12 protein-coding genes are annotated in these 16,867 nt (G+C 62.8%); 8 read left to right on the forward strand and 4 right to left on the reverse strand.

Annotated features, from left to right (window positions below; genetic code table 11):
- Nucleotides 1-29: 29 nt before the first annotated feature.
- The gene (locus BM017_RS02190; RefSeq protein ID WP_092240993.1) at nt 30-2,048 is read right to left on the reverse strand and encodes a TonB-dependent receptor; all 2,019 of its coding nucleotides are present in this window, start codon (nt 2,046-2,048) and stop codon (nt 30-32) included.
- Between the two features lie 137 nt (nt 2,049-2,185).
- Here BM017_RS02190 and BM017_RS02195 point away from each other — a divergent pair, with 137 nt between their 5' ends.
- Complete coding sequence (locus BM017_RS02195; RefSeq protein ID WP_048720273.1) at nt 2,186-2,419, forward strand: VF530 family protein; 234 nt, start codon at nt 2,186-2,188, stop codon at nt 2,417-2,419.
- A 4-nt stretch (nt 2,420-2,423) separates the two neighbouring features.
- Complete coding sequence (locus BM017_RS02200) at nt 2,424-3,047, forward strand: Pr6Pr family membrane protein (RefSeq protein WP_092240995.1); 624 nt, start codon at nt 2,424-2,426, stop codon at nt 3,045-3,047.
- A gap of 1 nt (nt 3,048) precedes the next feature.
- Here BM017_RS02200 and BM017_RS02205 read toward each other — a convergent pair whose 3' ends face one another.
- Together BM017_RS02205 and BM017_RS02210 are read right to left on the reverse strand one after the other, a co-directional pair.
- A complete protein-coding gene (locus tag BM017_RS02205; protein WP_092240997.1) occupies nt 3,049-3,816 on the reverse strand; it encodes a siderophore-interacting protein in 768 nt (255 codons plus the stop codon).
- The gene (locus BM017_RS02210; protein WP_092240999.1) at nt 3,813-4,349 is read right to left on the reverse strand and encodes a PadR family transcriptional regulator; all 537 of its coding nucleotides are present in this window, start codon (nt 4,347-4,349) and stop codon (nt 3,813-3,815) included. The genes BM017_RS02205 and BM017_RS02210 overlap by 4 nt, the downstream gene beginning before the upstream one ends.
- 516 nt (nt 4,350-4,865) lie before the next feature.
- Between BM017_RS02210 and BM017_RS02215 the strand changes: the two genes are divergently transcribed.
- From BM017_RS02215 to BM017_RS02240, 6 genes are all read left to right on the forward strand, one after another.
- Complete coding sequence (locus tag BM017_RS02215; RefSeq protein ID WP_092241001.1) at nt 4,866-5,366, forward strand: CS1 type fimbrial major subunit; 501 nt, start codon at nt 4,866-4,868, stop codon at nt 5,364-5,366.
- A gap of 129 nt (nt 5,367-5,495) precedes the next feature.
- Nucleotides 5,496-8,018, forward strand: coding sequence for a CS1-pili formation C-terminal domain-containing protein (locus BM017_RS02220; protein ID WP_092241003.1), 2,523 nt, complete (start codon nt 5,496-5,498; stop codon nt 8,016-8,018).
- Nucleotides 8,019-8,073: 55 nt separating this feature from the next.
- Complete coding sequence (locus BM017_RS02225; protein WP_071488668.1) at nt 8,074-8,811, forward strand: pilus assembly protein; 738 nt, start codon at nt 8,074-8,076, stop codon at nt 8,809-8,811.
- Nucleotides 8,808-9,305 (forward strand): CS1 type fimbrial major subunit, encoded by a 498-nt coding sequence (locus BM017_RS02230; protein ID WP_371914358.1) that lies wholly within the window; start codon nt 8,808-8,810, stop codon nt 9,303-9,305. Before BM017_RS02225 ends, BM017_RS02230 begins: the two co-directional genes overlap by 4 nt.
- A complete protein-coding gene (locus BM017_RS02235) occupies nt 9,302-10,537 on the forward strand; it encodes a hypothetical protein (RefSeq protein ID WP_170856027.1) in 1,236 nt (411 codons plus the stop codon). The genes BM017_RS02230 and BM017_RS02235 overlap by 4 nt, the downstream gene beginning before the upstream one ends.
- Nucleotides 10,538-11,767, forward strand: coding sequence for a hypothetical protein (locus BM017_RS02240; protein WP_092241005.1), 1,230 nt, complete (start codon nt 10,538-10,540; stop codon nt 11,765-11,767).
- On the opposite strand, the gene BM017_RS02245 is transcribed toward BM017_RS02240, so the two are convergent.
- On the reverse strand, nt 11,729-16,795 hold the full coding sequence (locus BM017_RS02245) for a dermonecrotic toxin domain-containing protein (protein WP_092241007.1): 5,067 nt from the start codon (nt 16,793-16,795) through the stop codon (nt 11,729-11,731). The two genes, BM017_RS02240 and BM017_RS02245, sit on opposite strands and share 39 nt — an antisense overlap.
- Between the last annotated feature and the right edge of the window lie 72 nt (nt 16,796-16,867).

Genomic DNA, 16,867 nt, shown 5'->3' on the forward strand with positions numbered 1-16,867 from the left:
CAGACCAACAGATTGGATTTGCGGGGTTTTTAGAAGGTGGTGCGGATGCCGAACTGCACGCTGCGCCCCGGTGCCGGGGCAATATCGCGCAGGATCGAGCTGGCATAGCGCACGGTCTGGTTGGTCAAGTTCTCGCCGTTCACGAACGCCAGCCACTGGCTGCCACCCATATTGAAGTGATAACCCATGCTTGCGCCGAGCGTAGTGTAGCCATCGGTGCCGCTTTCGTTATCCGGCACGCGACCCTGGCCCGCCGCGTGTTCCACATCGATACGTGCCTGCCAGCGGTCCAGTTCCCATAGCAAGCCGCTGTTCAAGCGCAACGGTGCGATACGCGGGAGGGCTTCGCCGGTGTCGAGGTTGGTCGCACGGGTGTAGTCGCCTGACAGTTCCAGCGCGAACTTACCGTAGGCGCTTTCGCCAAGTTTCCAGTGATCCTGGGCTTCAAAGCCGGCGAAGCGTGCCCGCACGCCAGAGTACTTGTACTCAGGGATACCGCCCGCGTCTTCTTCGCCTTCATCGTTCAGCGTGCGACCGCTGCCCAACAGCCCGATGTAGTTGGAGAAGCGGCTGTAGAACACCCCGAAGCTGCCCTTGTGCGTGCCATTGTCAAAGCGCAGCGCCAGGTCGCTGGACACGGCTTTTTCTTTTTTCAGGTTGGCATCCCCCAGCTCGTAGGTGCCGGTGGCGACGTGGGCGCCGTTGGCATACAGCTCGTAGAAGGTCGGTGCACGCTCGGTGTAGCCCAGGGTGGCGGCCAGGGACCACACGGGTGTGAGGGTGTAGACCGCACCCGAAGACAAGCTGCCGGCGGTGAAGTCATTGGATTTGTCGGCATTGGCAAAACGCGCGTTGCCCTTGGCATCCGGGTCGACGCTGGTGTGTTCCAGGCGCCCGCCGAGGCTGAGTTTGAGGCGCTCGGTGGCCTGCATTTCTTCGAGGATAAACAGCGCGCCGGCGTTGGTGTCGGTCTGCGGCACGAAGGCCTCTTCGCCGAGGGCGGAGAACTCGTTGCGGGTCACTTGCGCGCCCACCACGCCACCGAACGGGCCAAGCGGCTGGTGGCGGGCTTCTATCCGGGCTTCATACCCCTTGTTCTTGAAGATCGTACCGGTTTCGCCACCTTCGATTTCGCGGTGCTCGTAGTCGGTGTAGCCCGCGTCGAGTTTCACCGAGGTGAACGGACCCTGCAGGTTGCGGATCTCCGAAGCGAAGGCGTAGTGATCCTGCTTCATGCGGATGCGCACATCCTGTTCGGCAGGGGAGCCGTAGTTGGCGTCGTAGTTGCTGTAGGACAACCCGGCATAGCCGTCGTCCCAGGTATAGGAACCGCCCACGGCACCGCCGTCCTGGCGCCCGTCGCTGTTGCCCAGGCGGCCATTCTTGCCGGGGGCGTCGTCGGTTGCCGGGGCGTGGCGGCTGCGCGCCTGACCGGGGATTTTCAGGTCGTTGAATTCCCGCGCGTTGGCGTCCAGGTGCAAGGCGAACGTGCCGTTGCCAGCCTCCAGTTTGCCGGCGCTGCTGCGCGTGGTGTCGGCGCCGCCGTAACGCAATTCACCGGCACCGTGGATGCCTTCGATGGCTTCGGTGGGGATGCGGTTGTCAAAGGTGTTGACCACGCCACCGATGGCACTGCCGCCGTACAACAGCGCCGCCGGGCCGCGCACGATTTCAACGCGATCCACGTTGACCGGATCCAGCGGCACCGCGTGGTCGTAGGACAGCGACGACGCATCCAGCGCACCCACGCCATTGCGCAGGATGCGAATGCGGTCGCCATCCTGCCCGCGGATGATCGGCCGGCTGGCGCCCGGGCCAAAGTACGACGACGACACGCCTGGCTGCTTGTTCAGGGTTTCGCCGAGGCTGCCCTTTTGTTGCAGGGTCAGGTCATCGCCTTCCAGCACGGTGGTCGGCGAGGCGAGCTGCTCGCTGCCCAGCGGGTTGCCGGTGATGACTTGGGGTTGCAGCTCCAGGGCATGGGCTTCGGAGCCGATCAGGAGGGCGGCGGCGAGCGGGGACAGGCGCCATAGGGAAGAGAAGAGCATTGGGCATTCCTTTGTAAAGCAACGAAAAGATTTGAGATGTATGGTTACAATATAACATCTCTTTTTCGCTGAAAACGGGAACTTTTTTGATCGTGCTAAAGTGCGCAGCTGTGTGTTCTCTTTTCTAAAGGCCTGGCATGACCGCGACAAGCAACGACCCTCTCCACGGCGTGACCCTGCAACACGTCCTCACCACCCTGGTGGAGCATTACGAATGGGCCGGCCTGGCCGAACGCATTGACGTACGCTGCTTCAAGAGCGACCCGAGCATCAAGTCAAGCCTCACGTTCTTGCGCAAGACCCCGTGGGCGCGGGAAAAAGTCGAAGGGTTGTACGTGAAACTGATGCGTACCAAACGTCCGCTGGACTGATCCCATGAAGCGGTTTGTGGCTGCGGCGGCGCTTGCTGGTTGGGTGGGGTTGGTGATTCAGCAATACCTGATTTTCTATTCGCGCTGGGAATCCGGCGCCAGCCTGATGGGCGGGCTGGTCAACTTTTTCAGTTTCTTCACCGTGCTCACCAACACCCTCGCGGTGGTGGTGTTGAGCTATGCGCTGGTGAAGCGCGATTCACCCGCGAAGCGGTTTTTCCTCGCGCCCGGCATCAGCAGTGGGATCGCCGTGAGCATCCTGGTGGTGGGCCTGGCTTACAACCTGTTGCTGCGGCATCTGTGGCAACCCGAAGGCTTCCAGTTCATCGCCGACGAGTTGCTGCACGACGTAATGCCGGTGCTGTTTTTTATTTACTGGTGGCAGTGCGTGCCCAAGGGCAACCTGCACCTCAGGCACATCGCCGGCTGGGTGATTTACCCGCTGGTGTACTTTGCCTATGTGCTGCTGCGGGGGGATTTGCTCGGGCAGTATCAGTACCCGTTCATTGATGTGGGCACCCTTGGTTATCCACAGGTGTTCGTGAATGCGGGGGGCATTCTGGCGGGGTTTGTCGCGATAGCAGGGGCAGTGGTGGGGCTGGACAAGCTCATCAAGCCCCAGCCCTGATTCATTCTTCGTCGCTGCCTTCGGCGCGCCAGTAACCGACGGTCTTGAGGAACTCCTCCTTGACCTGGTGCGTGTCCAGCAGCACGCGGCGCACCTGGCGCGACAGCTTGGTTTCGGTGGCGACAAAGCTGTACAGCGAGCCACTCGGCAGCGTCAGTTCGCGCACGGTGTCGAGCAGGTCGTCCTGGCCGCGAATCACCCAGATCACCTGGACGTCGGCCGCGCTTTGCAGCGCCTGCTTTTCGGCTGTATTGGCGATCTCGATCACGGCCAGCACGGTGCGCCCTGCCGGCAATTCTTCCAGGCGGCGAGCGATGGCCGGGATGGCGGTTTCATCGCCGATCAACAGGTAGCTGTCGAAGATATCCGGCACGATCATCGAGCCCCGTGGCCCACCGATGTACAGGTGTTGGCCGACCTGCGCCTGCTCGGCCCAGGTCGACGCAGGGCCGTCGCCATGCAGCACGAAGTCGATATCCAGTTCACCGATGCTCAGGTCGAAACGCCGCGGCGTGTAGTCGCGCATGGCCGGTTGCGGCCCGTCGCCCTTGATGGCGAACGTCGGGCTTTCCAGCGCGGCCTGTTCGGCGGCGTTCTGGGGGAACAGCAGCTTGATGTGATCGTCACTGCCCAGGCTGACAAACCCGGTCAATTCGGGCCCGCCCAGGGTGATGCGGCGCATGCGTGGGGTGATGTCCACCACCCGCAGCACGTGCAGGCGGCGACGTTTGATTTCGTGGGTAACGCGATGGATGGTTTGCGTATTCATTGGTTTTTCCCGTCGACAATGGCTTGGGCGGTGCTGTTGAGCAGTGCCGCGACACGCACGATTTCTTCCGGGCTCCAGCGCCCGTGGTGCGAATGCAAGGCATGGCGCAGGTTGTGCACCGCCTCGTGGATTTCCGGCGGTCGGTCCTGGCCGCGCAGCGCGCGCTTGCTCACGTCCATGCGCAGACGAATACCGTCGAGGGCAACCGTCTGCTCGCTTAAGAAGAGACGACCGGCGTCGGTGATTGTGTAGCGTTTTTTCCCGCCTTCGGTGTCGCCGCTGATCAACTCGCTTTCTTCAAGAAAGGTCAGCGTGGGGTAGATCACCCCGGGGCTGGGGCTGTAGGCGCCGTCGAACAGGCTTTCGATCTGACGGATCAGGTCATAGCCATGGCAGGGCTGTTCGGCGATCAGCGCCGGCAGCAGCAATTTCAGATCGCCTGGGGCAAAGACCCGCGGGCCGCGGCCACCGCGTTCGCGACCGCCGCGTTTTTCGAAGCCGTCGTGGCTGTCGTGGTGAGGGTGTCCTCTCATTGCGCTTCTCCTGTCGTGGTTAGATACAACGTAAGATATATCTTGTGACTAGGGCAAACGCACCCGACCAACGGCACGCAAGGCATTACGAGCCTGAAAAGCAGGCTGAAAGTTTCGAGTTATTCAACTCTGTATAAATAGAGTAACTACTCAAGTAGTCAGTGGTGTTCTCTTACACGCGTTGTCGGCACGCGAATGTTGGAGTTTTTATGCGCATGTCGTATTGTTCTTACATACTTGTTCGGTGCGTAATTATTCTCGTTTATTATCAAGTAGTCTTTTTCTTACAGGTGATTTTAAAGTTTTGGCAAAATGCCACTTTTTTCCCATATTACTAGGTGTGTCTCGGCTACATGAAGTAGAGAAGCGGACTGCTTACTTGAACTTTTATTTTGAGAATACTTGTTGGGCATAAGGCGAGACGGTGCGTTCGTCAATGCAAGTTGTTGAAAAGTTTGCGTAATGCAGGTTTTTAATGACTTCACTAAATTGTTTTTAACCAACAGGTATATCGCTATGTTGAAACAACTTTCCGTCGCGGCCGCTCTGGTCGCGGTCGCCTTGAATTCGTCCCTGGTCGTTGCCGCCGATGACGCGCGCACCGCCATCAACATCAAGGCCGACATCCCGACCAAGCAGTTTCATGCGCAGCCACGGGACCCGAACTTCGGTAAAGACGAAACCATGAACTACAACCCGGTGAGCGGTGAGCTGAGTTCCCTGCGCGCCACGTTCGACGTGAAAAACACCGACGGTTCGGTGCATGCCTACATCGAAGGCGGCCCGACGTCGGCCGCGCTGTACAACGGTTCCAACAGCATTGCGCTGACCAACACCTTCAACGGCGTCACCCTGACTGGCACCCCGCAGGAAGTGGTGGACGACCCTCAATCCACCCCGGGCACCCAGGCCGACCTGGTGATCACTCCGGCCAAGCCGACAGACACCCAGAATGGCCTGTACACCGCCAGTTACACGGTGATCTTCGACGCCGTGCCGCGTACGCCGAATCCGTAACCGACGCGGAGCACCCCTGGCCCCGTGATCGCGACGATCACGCGGGCATTGACCCAAGGTCGGTTGCCGGCAATGGCTGCCGACCTTGTCAAGCAGCCCTGACTGTGCGTATTTACGAGTATTCCGTTCATGTTTTCGAAGACGCCTATTGCGGGCGCGCTGGCGCTATTGATGTGCGCCGGCGCCCTGGCCGCGCCGACAGCGCCTGGCACGACGCCGGGCAGTTTGCTGTCACAGTCCAAGGGATTGCCAAACGATTTCGAAGAGCACTTTTTTGACGTGCCCTTGGCCGTGCGCGTGGAACTGGACCAACAGTTTCTCGGCGAGGCCATGATTGTGCTGGACCGCAATGACCGTATTACCTTGCTGGAATTCACGGACGCCAACGACAGTCCCTTCGCGGCTTCAGAACGGGCCAAGTGGCAGCAACTCCTGCAACAGGGCATGACCCTTGGAAGTTGCGAAAGAAGTTGCCCAGAGCAACTCCTGGCGATGCACTACAGCCTGGAAAACTCATTGGTCTCGATCCTCACCGAGAACGTCGAGCGCACCACGCAGACCAAGCGTTATTACGACCAGCCGGAGGCCGGAAGCCTGGGCCTGATCGTCAATAACCAATTGAACCTCAATGGTGGGCAGGATGAAGCGTTGGGCGGCCGTTACGGCCTGGAAGCCAGCGCCAGCGTCGGCAATTGGACCCAGGCACTGAACCTGCAACTGTCGCGTTTCGGCGGCACCGATACCACGCTGTACCACGCCGTGCATGAGCTTTACAGCCAGCGTGAAATGGAAGGCAACTTCCTGCGCCTGGGTTACTTCACCCCTGGCTCCGATGGCCTCACGCGGCAGGTCCGCTCATTCGGCGCCAACCCCGACACCGCCGTGGGCCTGATGTACGGCAGCTCCGACAGCCTGCTGATCAACAACCCCAAGCCCAGCGTGTACCCGATTTACGTCACCGCCAGCCGCCAGGCGTCGGTGGAGATCTACCGTAATGGCCTGTTGATCAATAGCCAGCCGGTGGCGGCGGGCCTGCAGACCCTCGACACGCGCTCGCTGCCGGGGGGCATCTATGAAGTCGAAGTGCGCCTGATCGAAGACGGGCTGACCACGGCCACCACCCAGGAACTGGTGTACAAACCCAACAACTGGCGCAATGCCGACGAACGCTGGCGCTATAACACCTTCGTCGGTCGGGAAACCAAGCTGCTCAGTAACTGGGACGAACAGGCCACCGGGTTCGTGACCTACGGCGCCAGCGCCAACTACCTGGCCCATCCACGGGTGATCCTGGGCCTGTCCACGCGCAAAGTGCGCGAGAAGATGCAATACGGCACGTCCATCGACTGGACCCTGGCCAACAGCACCAGCCTCTACGCCAACGTCTACCAGACCCAGGACCACGGCACCGGCCTGGATATGCAAGGCCTCTACAGCTACGGGCACGGCAGCGTGGTACTCAGCCACAACCGCAGTTGGCTGGACACCCGCCGCACCTACGAGATCCTCCCCGACGGCACACGGCTGCGGCCGCGGACCGCCTTTATCGGCCAGACCAGCAACTCGTCGCTGTCGATCAACCATCGATTGAGCAACAAGAGTTCGATCAACTCGCGCCTGTCCTACAGCCAGGGCAACATCGAAGGGCTGGGCCTGGACCTGGGCTGGAACCAGCGCGGCAAGCTTCTCGGCAGCGACGCCAACTGGCGTTTTTCGGTGTTCGATCGCCCGGCCACCTCCAGCACCGGCGACAAACGCAACGTGGGCGTCGACGTGAGCGTCAGCCTGGCCCTGGGCGGGCCCAACGAGCAATGGTCCGCCAGCCTCGGTACGCGCACCGCCCGTGACGGCAGCCGCGACAACAATGGCTCGCTGACCTACCAGCGCACCCTGGACGATCACGTGCTGCAAAGCGTGTCGGCCACGGCGATTGCCGATACTTACGGCGTCGGGTTGTCCGGTCGTACCAGCTTCCAGACCGATGCGCTGTACGGCGATGCCTTTGCCCAGCGTTCCTCCTTCAACAACAAGATCACCGGTGGCTTGAACCTGAGCAGCACCGTCGCGGTGGGCGGGCAGAAAGTTGCCCTGAGCAGCCAGCCCCAAGGCCACGGCGCCGGGATGATCGTGGATGTGGAGACCGACCTGGACGACATCACCCTGCGCGCCGACGACCTTACCGGCGGCAGCAGCACCCTGCGGCCGGGGCGCAACTTCGTGCCCATCACCGCCTACAAGAACAGCACCCTGAGTTTCGACTTCGAGGGCAACCATCCACCGGCGGCCAACATTCAGCCGGCGCGGTCCAGCTACCACTTGAACAAGGGCGGGGTGGGCTACCGCAAGATCAGCGTGATGAGAACCGTCACGGTGCTCGGTCGCCTGCTGGATGCCCAGGGCCGGCCGCTCAAGGGGCACCACGTGATCAATCACGCCAGTCGCGGGGTCAGCGAGGTCGACGGGTTCTTCTCCATGGAGATGAACGCCAGCTCGCCCACCCTGGAAGTGCGCTACGCCAACCAGTTGCTCTGCCAGTTCCGCCTTGACCCCAGCCAGGCGCGCCAGGAGAGCGATGTGCTGATGATCGGTGACCTGCGCTGTACCCCTGACACCCTGGCCGAGGCCACCCTGGGCACGGCAACGGCGGGTTGAATAGTTCCTGGATAAATGGCCGCGCTTGGCCGCTTGCAAAACATGAGGTTGTGGCATGAAACGTTTTTGGTTGTTATGCGTATGTCTTTTCTCCCTGGGGGCCCAGGCGGGCCCCCAGATCAACGTAGGCGTGGTGTACGACTACCTGGAGGCGGGTAAGAGCACCTATATGAAACGGGTGTTCAATGGCGGCACCTCCACGGCGTTCGTCAAGGTCAACATCCTGGAAATGATCTACGACGCCGATGGCTCCTACCGTGAAGTACCGTTGCAGAACCAGCCCGGCGCCGCTGCGCGCGATGGCCTGATGGCCAGCCCGGCGCGGCTGATCGTACCGGCCAACGGCACCCAGGGCACGCGCCTGCTGTTCATGGGCAACCGTGACAAGGAACGCTACTTCCGCGTGCGCTTCGTACCGGTGGTGCCCGAGACCGAAGACGAGTTCGCCGTCACCGAAGAAGAGCGCAAGCAATACAAAGACAGCCTGGCCGCTGGCGTGCGCGTGCTGGCGGGTTACGGCACGGTGTTTTTCGTACGCCCCAGCAACGTGCGGTTTGACACCCAGGTGCGTGACGAAGGCAAGCGCTACACCTTGGTCAACAAGGGCAACAGTGTCGTGGTGGTCGATGAATTCAAGGACTGCTCGGCGGCCAATACCCTGGAATGCCGGCCGACGGTCAAGCACCACATCATGGCCGGTCGTTCCTATGGATTCGATAAAGAGCCTGGCCGCTCCTACCGCTTCAGCCTGATCGAAGGCAGCGAGAAAAAACCGATGGAGGTCAAGGGGTGATCACACTCTTCAAGACGCTGGCATTCGCCTCGCTCAGTGCTATTTGCGTGTTGCCCTCGGCCCGGGCTGCGGTAGAGCGGGAAACCTTCGAGGTGTTCGTGGAAATCCCCACGGCGCAGTTTTATGTGCTCCCGGTGGACCCGACCCTGGTGCAGCGCGACCAGCCGCTGGATTACAACCCGGTGTCATCGCAACTCAAGCCGCTGCGTGCGCAATTCGATGTGAAAAACGTCAGCGGCGCCATTGGCGCACGGCTGGATGCCGAACCGTTTCTGTTCAACGGCAGGGAGCGTATCGACCTGCGCGTGACCTTCAACAATCAAGAGCTGGGCCTGACCTCCAGCGAAGTGGTGTCCAGCACCGATGCCGCGCCGGGCAAGCGCGTGGCTTTGGAAATCGCCGCGATCAAACCGGCGGATGACTACGCCCCGGGTAACTATTACGGCACGGTGCACATGGTGTTCGATGCGCTGGCGCCGGGGGCGAATCCATGAGGTATTTACGTCATATCCAATGGGGCCTTGGCCTGGTTCTCACGCTGGTTGCGAGTGCAGCCCAGGCCGGTTCCGCCGAGGTCCGTGCCGAATTCCGTCCCGACCCCAGCAACCCGATGGTCAACCGCTTTACCAACGTCACGCCCAGTACGGGGTTCTGTAAGCACTTCGTTAATTACTGCGAGCCTAGAGGCTGGTTCAGTCTGGACATGCCCATCGGCCCAAGGCCGCAAACCACTGGCGGACCGGTTGCCGCCAACCACGCCGACCCGCGTCAGGGCGTATACCTGAAGGTTCCGTCCGAATGGCGAACCATCACGGTCACCAGTGCTGCTGGCGACAGCAGTCAGTTGGAGGTGCGTATCTCGGGGATCGGTGGCACCGAGCGTCACGGCGGGCATGTGACGCTGATCACCAATGGTGGAGACTACGAACAATTGTGGAGTACCGGACGCTGGCATAAAGCGCCGGCACCGTGTATCCCCACCGGAATGATCAATGGCACCGCTTACTGGGTCCAGTGGCTCTGGCATGTGCCGGAAAATGCGGGCGCCTGCGCCACCCAGGCGCTGTTTGATCTGCCCTATATGGATTTCCCCGACCTGTATTTCACTTACGAGCTGCGTACGCCCAACCCATTGGATATGCCCGCCGGGATTTACCGTGGCAGCCAGCTCTACACCGTAGGCCCGGGGATGGACTTCGATTTCGGCGACCGCGTCGTTCCGTTCGACAACGTCGCCATCCTGGACTTCGTACTGGATGTGGACCATATCCTCAAGGTCGAGGTGCCCCCCGGTGGCAATCGCGTACAGCTTGAGCCTCAAGGGGGGTGGCAGGCGTGGCTGCAAAACGGGCGCAAACCGACCCGGTTGTACCGCGACCAGACCCTCAACCTGTGGACCAGTACTCAGTTCAAGATGACCCTGGAGTGCGGGGCGCCCATGGGCAATTCCTGCAGCGTAAGCAACGGTACGCATCAGGTGCCGCTGGACATCGCTGTCACGTTGCCCGCAGGTTTGAGCGATGCCTCCGGACGTCCGGTCAACCGCTTGCCCCTGCGCCTTGACGGCAGTGGCAGCGAGCTGTTTAAACCGACCCGCTTTGTCGACCGCAAGCCCAGCACGCTGCACTTTTCCATTCAATCCGAGGGGGTGGCGCAGATGCTCGAACACGGCAGCGGCAGTACCTATACAGGCACAGCCACCGTGATCTGGGATTCGGAGGTTTAAATGAGTCACTATTGGATCAGCAGACTGATCCTGGCATCCGGGCTGACGGCCGCGTTGATCAGCCCTTTGGCCAGCGCACTTACCCAGGACATCACCGCCAAGTTCCGCCCCGACCCGTCCAACCCGACGGTCAACGAGTTCGTCAACACCACGCCCCAGAGCGGCATTTGCCCGGGGCATATCCCGGGGCATTGCAACGCGCTGGGGATCTTCACCATCCGCACCAACGCCTTCACGGCCGAGGCCAACGGGCCCATTCCCGCAAACCACCCCAGCCCCCGCCAGGGGGCCATGTGGAAGGTGCCTTCGGAGTGGCGTGCGGTGCAGGTCACCCATACCGAAACCGGGCAGACCGATACGGTACAGATGCGCATCGCAGGCATCGGCCATCGCTGGAACAGCCGCCCCGGCGTGAGTGCCTGGGGGCAACCCGGCTTGCCTTGGAGCAGCGCGTGGCGGGATGCGCCCAGCCCTTGTCGCGGCATCAACTATTTTGCCGCTGGAACCAACTTCGTGTTGTTCTTCTGGCTGGTCCCGGAAAACGCTGGCGTGTGTCACCGGGTGCCTTCCACCACCATCGACTGGTTCAACTACAGCAATATGGAGTATGCCTACGGCCTGAAAACCCCGAACCCGTTGGCCATGGCGCCGGGTGAATACACGGGCAGCATCAGTTATGTGCTAGGCCCGGGTGGGGATTTCGATTTCGGCGATGTGATGATCCCCAACGATAACGTCCTGACGTTCAACTTCACCCTGACAGTGGACCATCACCTGCGCGTACAGGTGCCGCCGGGCGGCAACCGGGTGCAATTGGAACCCCAGGGCGGCTGGCAGAACTGGCTGCAGAACGGGCGCAAACCGACGCGCCTGGCCAGGGACCAGACCGTCAGCCTGTGGTCGGGCGGCCCCTTCAAGATGACCCTGGAGTGCGGGCAGCCGCTGGGCAACACCTGCAGCGTCAGCAACGGCACGCACCAGGTGCCGCTGGAGGTGGCCGTCAGCCTGCCGGCGGGTTTGTATGACAGTGCCGGGCGGCCGGTCAACCGCTTGCCGCTGCGCCTGGACGGCAGCGGCACCGAGCGCTTCCAGCCGCGCATCTACATCTACCGGCAACCCAGCACCTTGCACTTTTCGGTACTGGCCGACGGTGTGGCACAGATGCTCGAACACGGCAGCGGCACCACCTATTCAGGAACGGCTACGGTGGTCTGGGACTCCGAAGTCTGAGGGCGCGGCCTCGCTTTGCAGCGGGCCCAGCGCCTCACGGGTCAATTGCCGGCGCAGGGCCTTGTGGGCCTGCGCCACGTCTTCCAGCCAGCGTTCATAGGTTGCCTGGCTAACGGGGGCGTCGGTCAGCACGCTGGCACGGGGCACGCCCAGCGCATCGGCCAGGGTCTCAACGCTTTGCCGCGAACCCTGGCCCTGCACCCAGGCGTGCTGGGCCTGCAGCAAGTCGTCCAGGCGTGCGGCTTTGTCCTGATGGACCTGGGTGTTCAGCGCCAGCGCTTCGGCGTGAGTGGCTTCCAGGTACTGGTCCCAGAACTCGACGTTCAACAACGCATCCACCCGGCCGTCGCCGGCCTCGCTCTCGATGACGGCCTTGTAGGTCGTCTCGATCAGTGCGGGGTTCACCGACGCGGTGACACGATAGACCATATGTTCTGCCAGCCAGGGCAAGTGCAGGCGTGCCTTGAGGGCGGTCTGCAACGCCGTGTGCACCTGCACTTCATCCACGCTGCCCGGTACGCCATCGATCACTTCGCTGGTCAGTCGCAACCCGAGCCCACCCTGGTCAATCGGCGCCAGTCGGTGCGCCACTTCCTGGCGGGCCAGGGCGGTGACGCGGCTCAGGCGTGCGGCCTGCCAGGCCAGGTGCGCCAGTCGCCGGGCAAAGGCGCCTTCTTCCAGGGCCGGGCGTGCAGCGTAGGCCTCGTACACCAGGGTCTGCACGCCCAGGCTATTGAACACCTGCGCACCCGCATCGGCGCAGTTGGCGGGCGCGCTGGCCAGGGTGAAGAAGCGCCTGCGCAGCGCTTCATCGGCGTGCATCGCGTCGAGCATGCGCCAGACGTTCAGGCTCAGCGCCCGCCGGTTGGCCAGGTACGCGGCCCGATCGCCCTCGGTCTCGAAGTAGTTGGGCGTCTGCAGGCTGCGGATCACTTCGAAGAAACCCTGGGAGCCGTGTTCCTGTTCCAGCTCGTCCCATTGGCGCTGACGCGATGGACCCTGTTCGGCCGGCAGGTCCTGCAGCCAGAACGCGCTGTCCTGTTCGCCACGCGGCGGGTAGGTGCGATAAGGGTCGAGGCCGGCGCCAAGGCGATAGCTGACCATGCGTTCTTCGTCGTCCAGGCCGAGCTGGTTGCGGTCCAACCGCGTGCGCGCCACCAACAGCGCCTCGGCTTGCCAGGGCAGAAACTTCGGCACGCTCTTGATCGGGCTGTTTTGCAGGTCGAGCAGGAAATCCTCGGGCCGTGGCTGTTCGAACAACCCTTGCGGCCACTGCGTCAACTGCGTATTCGTCAGGTACAGCTCGCGCAGGTCGGGCATGCCGCTGATGTCCGGTGGCTCGCGCAGCAGGCGGTTGTAGGACAGGTCCAGCACCTTGAGGCGGCTGAGGGTGTTGAGTTGGGCCAGGGAATGGGCGTCCCATTGCAAGGGGTTGGCGCTCAGCCCCAGTTGGGTCAGGCGTGGCAGAGTGGTGAGTGTTTCCGGCAGCCGCGTCAGGCGATTCTGCGCCAGCTCCAGAGTGATGAGGTTTGGAAACAATTCCAGGAACCTGGCCTGCGCATCGCCCAGTCCGGTGTCGCCAAGGTTCAGACTGGTGATGTGTTTGAGCGGTGTGCGCAGTGTCGGCATATGCAACAGGTAGGTACCCAGCGGCCAGCCTTCCAGGTCCAGGCGGCTGCCTGGCTGGCGCTCGCCAAACCCGTCGCGGTAGCCACTTGCCGATTTCTCCCAACTGCGCCGCAAGGCCTGGGACAGTTGAGAGCGCACCAGTCGCTCGGCGGTTTGTTCTTCGATGTTGCCCTGATGCCGGCTCGTGGGGGCCTCCACCCATTTCTTCAGGTCCTTGGCCAGCTGCTTTTTCTCCCGCTCCAGCTCACGCAGCGCCGTGAGGCCATCCGGTGAGTCAAACGCTTGCACCTGTTCCTGCACCTTTGCCGCGCTCAATCCCGGGTACAAGGCTTTGACGCGTTCTTCCACCGAGCCTGGCGACAGCCCCAGCAGCTTGCTCGCCCATTTGAACCTTGGCGCCTGCACCAGGCGCAGGGTCTCGCGTTCGGGCGGCGCGCCGATGGGGTCGGCGAGCACTCGGCAGCGATCCTCCAGCGGTACCAGGCGCTCCATCAACCAGTTGCGCAACGCCGGGCCGTCGGCGGCGGCGTCGCCCATCGCGGTACGCGTTGGCCTGGGCAGGGCGTTGAGCAATGCGCTGTAAAAGTCACTGGCGGGGTGCAGGCTCTGGTGAGCGCCGTCGTAGACCGCGTACTGGCCGTCTTCGCGATGTACCAGGATACGCCGGGCGTCGCCGCGACCCGCCTCGGCGCGCACTGCACCGCCGGTGGACTGGCTGCGCACTTGCAAGTGCAGCGCGGCGAGGGCCGGGCTGTGTTGCTCAAGCGCACCGAGCATCATGCGCTCGCTGTGCTCGTTGAGCAGCGGCGCGGCGTGGAAGCCTTCATACGCGTGAGTGGCCCGGGCTTGCAGTTGGAGTGCGCGCCCGAGGCTTTTGAGGCGCAGGGGCAAGTGATGGCCGTGGGTCATGAGCGCCCGTTCGTCCGGGCGCGCTTGTTCCAGCAGATATTCGACCTGGCTTTTGGGCAGTTCGGGGAACGCCTCGCGGACCCGCAGCGCCGTTGCCTGGTTCACGCTCTCGCTGTGCTGGTAGAGGTAGTCGAACACTGCCCGTTGACGTACGGCGAGCTGATCGGCCAGGCGCTGGCGCAATGCATCGATACGCGCCGCCCGTGTCTGCGGCAAGGGGCCGGCGAGGGCCTGGAGTTGCGCTTCGTTGAGAACGTCGAGCAGGCGCGGCGCCAGCTCGCCCCTGTTCAGGGCCTGGCGGCTGATCGGCAGCACGGCGTTGGCGTCGGTGGCGCCGTAACGCAGGGGCGCGCCGCCGAGGTCATCTTCTTCGTACACGTCAATCGCCTGGTCCGCTGGCCATTGCGGCAGTTCGGTGGCCAAGTGAGGGCTCCAGTAGGTGTCATCATCCACCGCCTCGCCGACCTTTAAACGTTGGGCCAGGCGCTCCGTGTGCTGCCTCAGCCGCCAGCGCTTGAGGCTGTCGGCCAGGCGCGGAGAGGGGGCTGCGTTGTCGCGATGCAGCGCACGCAGTTCGTTGTACTCGGTGCCACTGGTCTGGCGCAGTTGTTCCAGTTGCGCCGCGTCCAGGTCATTGACGCTGTGACCCAGGCGCCGCATCAATTGGGGGTCGTCCCAGGTCCTGGGGTCTTCGGCCTCGTGGGTCCAGGCACCCTGGCCGTTGTGTTGCAAACGCGGTGCGTAGGCGTCGGGGCGGCTGGGGTGTTGGATACGGTGGCCGGCGTCGTCGAGCCTGACTTCATAGTGCTCGCCGTCCAGGGGCAGCACGCTGCGGCCTGCGTGGGTGTGCAAGCCCAGCGCGTCGGGTGCCGAATCGCCGGGCAGGCCGGGGGCCTTCAACGCGTAGGGGCGCAGGTCGGGGTTCCACAAGCGCGGTTGACCATTGTGTTCGATGGCCTGCAGTTGATCGACGAAGGGCGAAGGGATGAGCTTGACCAGTTGACCGCCGATGTGAAACGCACCCAACTGCACCACTTCGTTGACCACGCCGACCAGGTGCGTGGCCGCTTCCCTGGCCTGGCCTTCGGCAAGGTCGACCACACCTTCGACCACTTCATCGAGCAACTGGTAGGCGGTGTAGGCCAGCATCAGCTCACCCAGCCACGGCACGAAGGGTGTGATCACCAGCAAGGCGGCGTTGAAGATCTCGCTGAGCACGCGGCTGAAATTATCCCACCAGGCCCAGCGGGCGCGGCTGTCGCTGTCGGCGGTGGATACCACGATGTCGCGGGCGTCATTGAAGATCTTGTCGAGGCCACGTTGCAGGCGATGGCGCCACAGGTCGCCGTCGATGGGCACGGCGGCGTATTGCAGGCGCGGCTGGTCCACCGGCGTGTCCCGCCAGGTAGGGCGCGTGTCCAGCGGATCGGTGCGGCGATACCACTGGACGCGGTTCAGGCGTTGTTCGAGGTTGGCGAAAAAGTGCCCGCGCTGTTGCTGGTCGATGAATTGGCTGAAGAACTGGCGGTACGCGGCGGTGCGCAACTTATCGGTCAGCGCTTGCATGAACGCCGCGCTGCTGGGGTATGCCATCAGTGGTGCCTGTGGGTCATGGGGGATATACGCCAGTACCGGCACGGTGACCGTTGCGCGCTCAAGGTCGGCGGCGATCAGCAGGATGCCGGTCAGGCGCGAGTCCATCATCTGCAACTCATAAAACTGCAGCACGCCTCGCTCGCCGTTGAGGGCGCGTTGCAGCACATGGAAACTGGCGGCGTCGATGGCGTGCGTGAGCAAGGCGTGGTGGGCCGCGGCGTTCAGGGCGGCTTTCTGGCTGGCGATGAGCGCATCGTGCAGCGCGGCCAGTTGCGTTTCGTCGGTGGGCAGCAGGTGCTGTTGCAGGTGGCGCTGGTACTGGGCACCCAGATCCAGTTGTCGGCACAGGGCGGTGAACTGCGCAATGCTCATCTGCTGCTTGAGGGGCTTGAGGGTGAAGTGACCGCGGGCGTCGGGCCGGCTGGTGTAGCTGGAGTCGTCGGTGAAGTGCTCATCCTTGGCAAAGTTGTGCAGGGCGGCGTCCAGCAGAGACACACTGCGGCTGGTGACACCCTGGATGAACGTGCCCTTGACGCTGTACAGGAACAGGAAGGTGTCCCGGACGCTGGCGTCCACGCCGTATGTTGTCTTGAGCGCCTGGGTCAGCAACGGCTCGGCGAAGGCATAGACGTCCTGGACCTGTTCGAGGCGCTCATCCACCGTGTTCTGGGTGACCCATGCCTGGGCGTTGGCCGTCTTGAGGCTGGCGTGAGCCTGAGGGGGCGCGCTGTGATACCAGGACGCGAGGTCCAGGCGGGCCTTGCTCAAGGCTTCAGCTCTGGCCGGCGAGGTTGCGAGCAGCCATGGCGGGATCTTCTGTTTGATCAATTCATAGTGCGGGCCTTTGTCTGGGTGGAGGGACGACGCGGGCGCGGGCTGCGGTGGCGGGTGCATGGCAGATGACCTTGAGGTGTAGAAAAGGTCGTCAGCCTAGGTGCCCTGGGGTGGGGGCGAGGCAGTAGATAG

The organism is Pseudomonas sp. NFPP04 (assembly GCF_900113815.1).
Classification (GTDB): domain Bacteria; phylum Pseudomonadota; class Gammaproteobacteria; order Pseudomonadales; family Pseudomonadaceae; genus Aquipseudomonas; species Aquipseudomonas extremorientalis.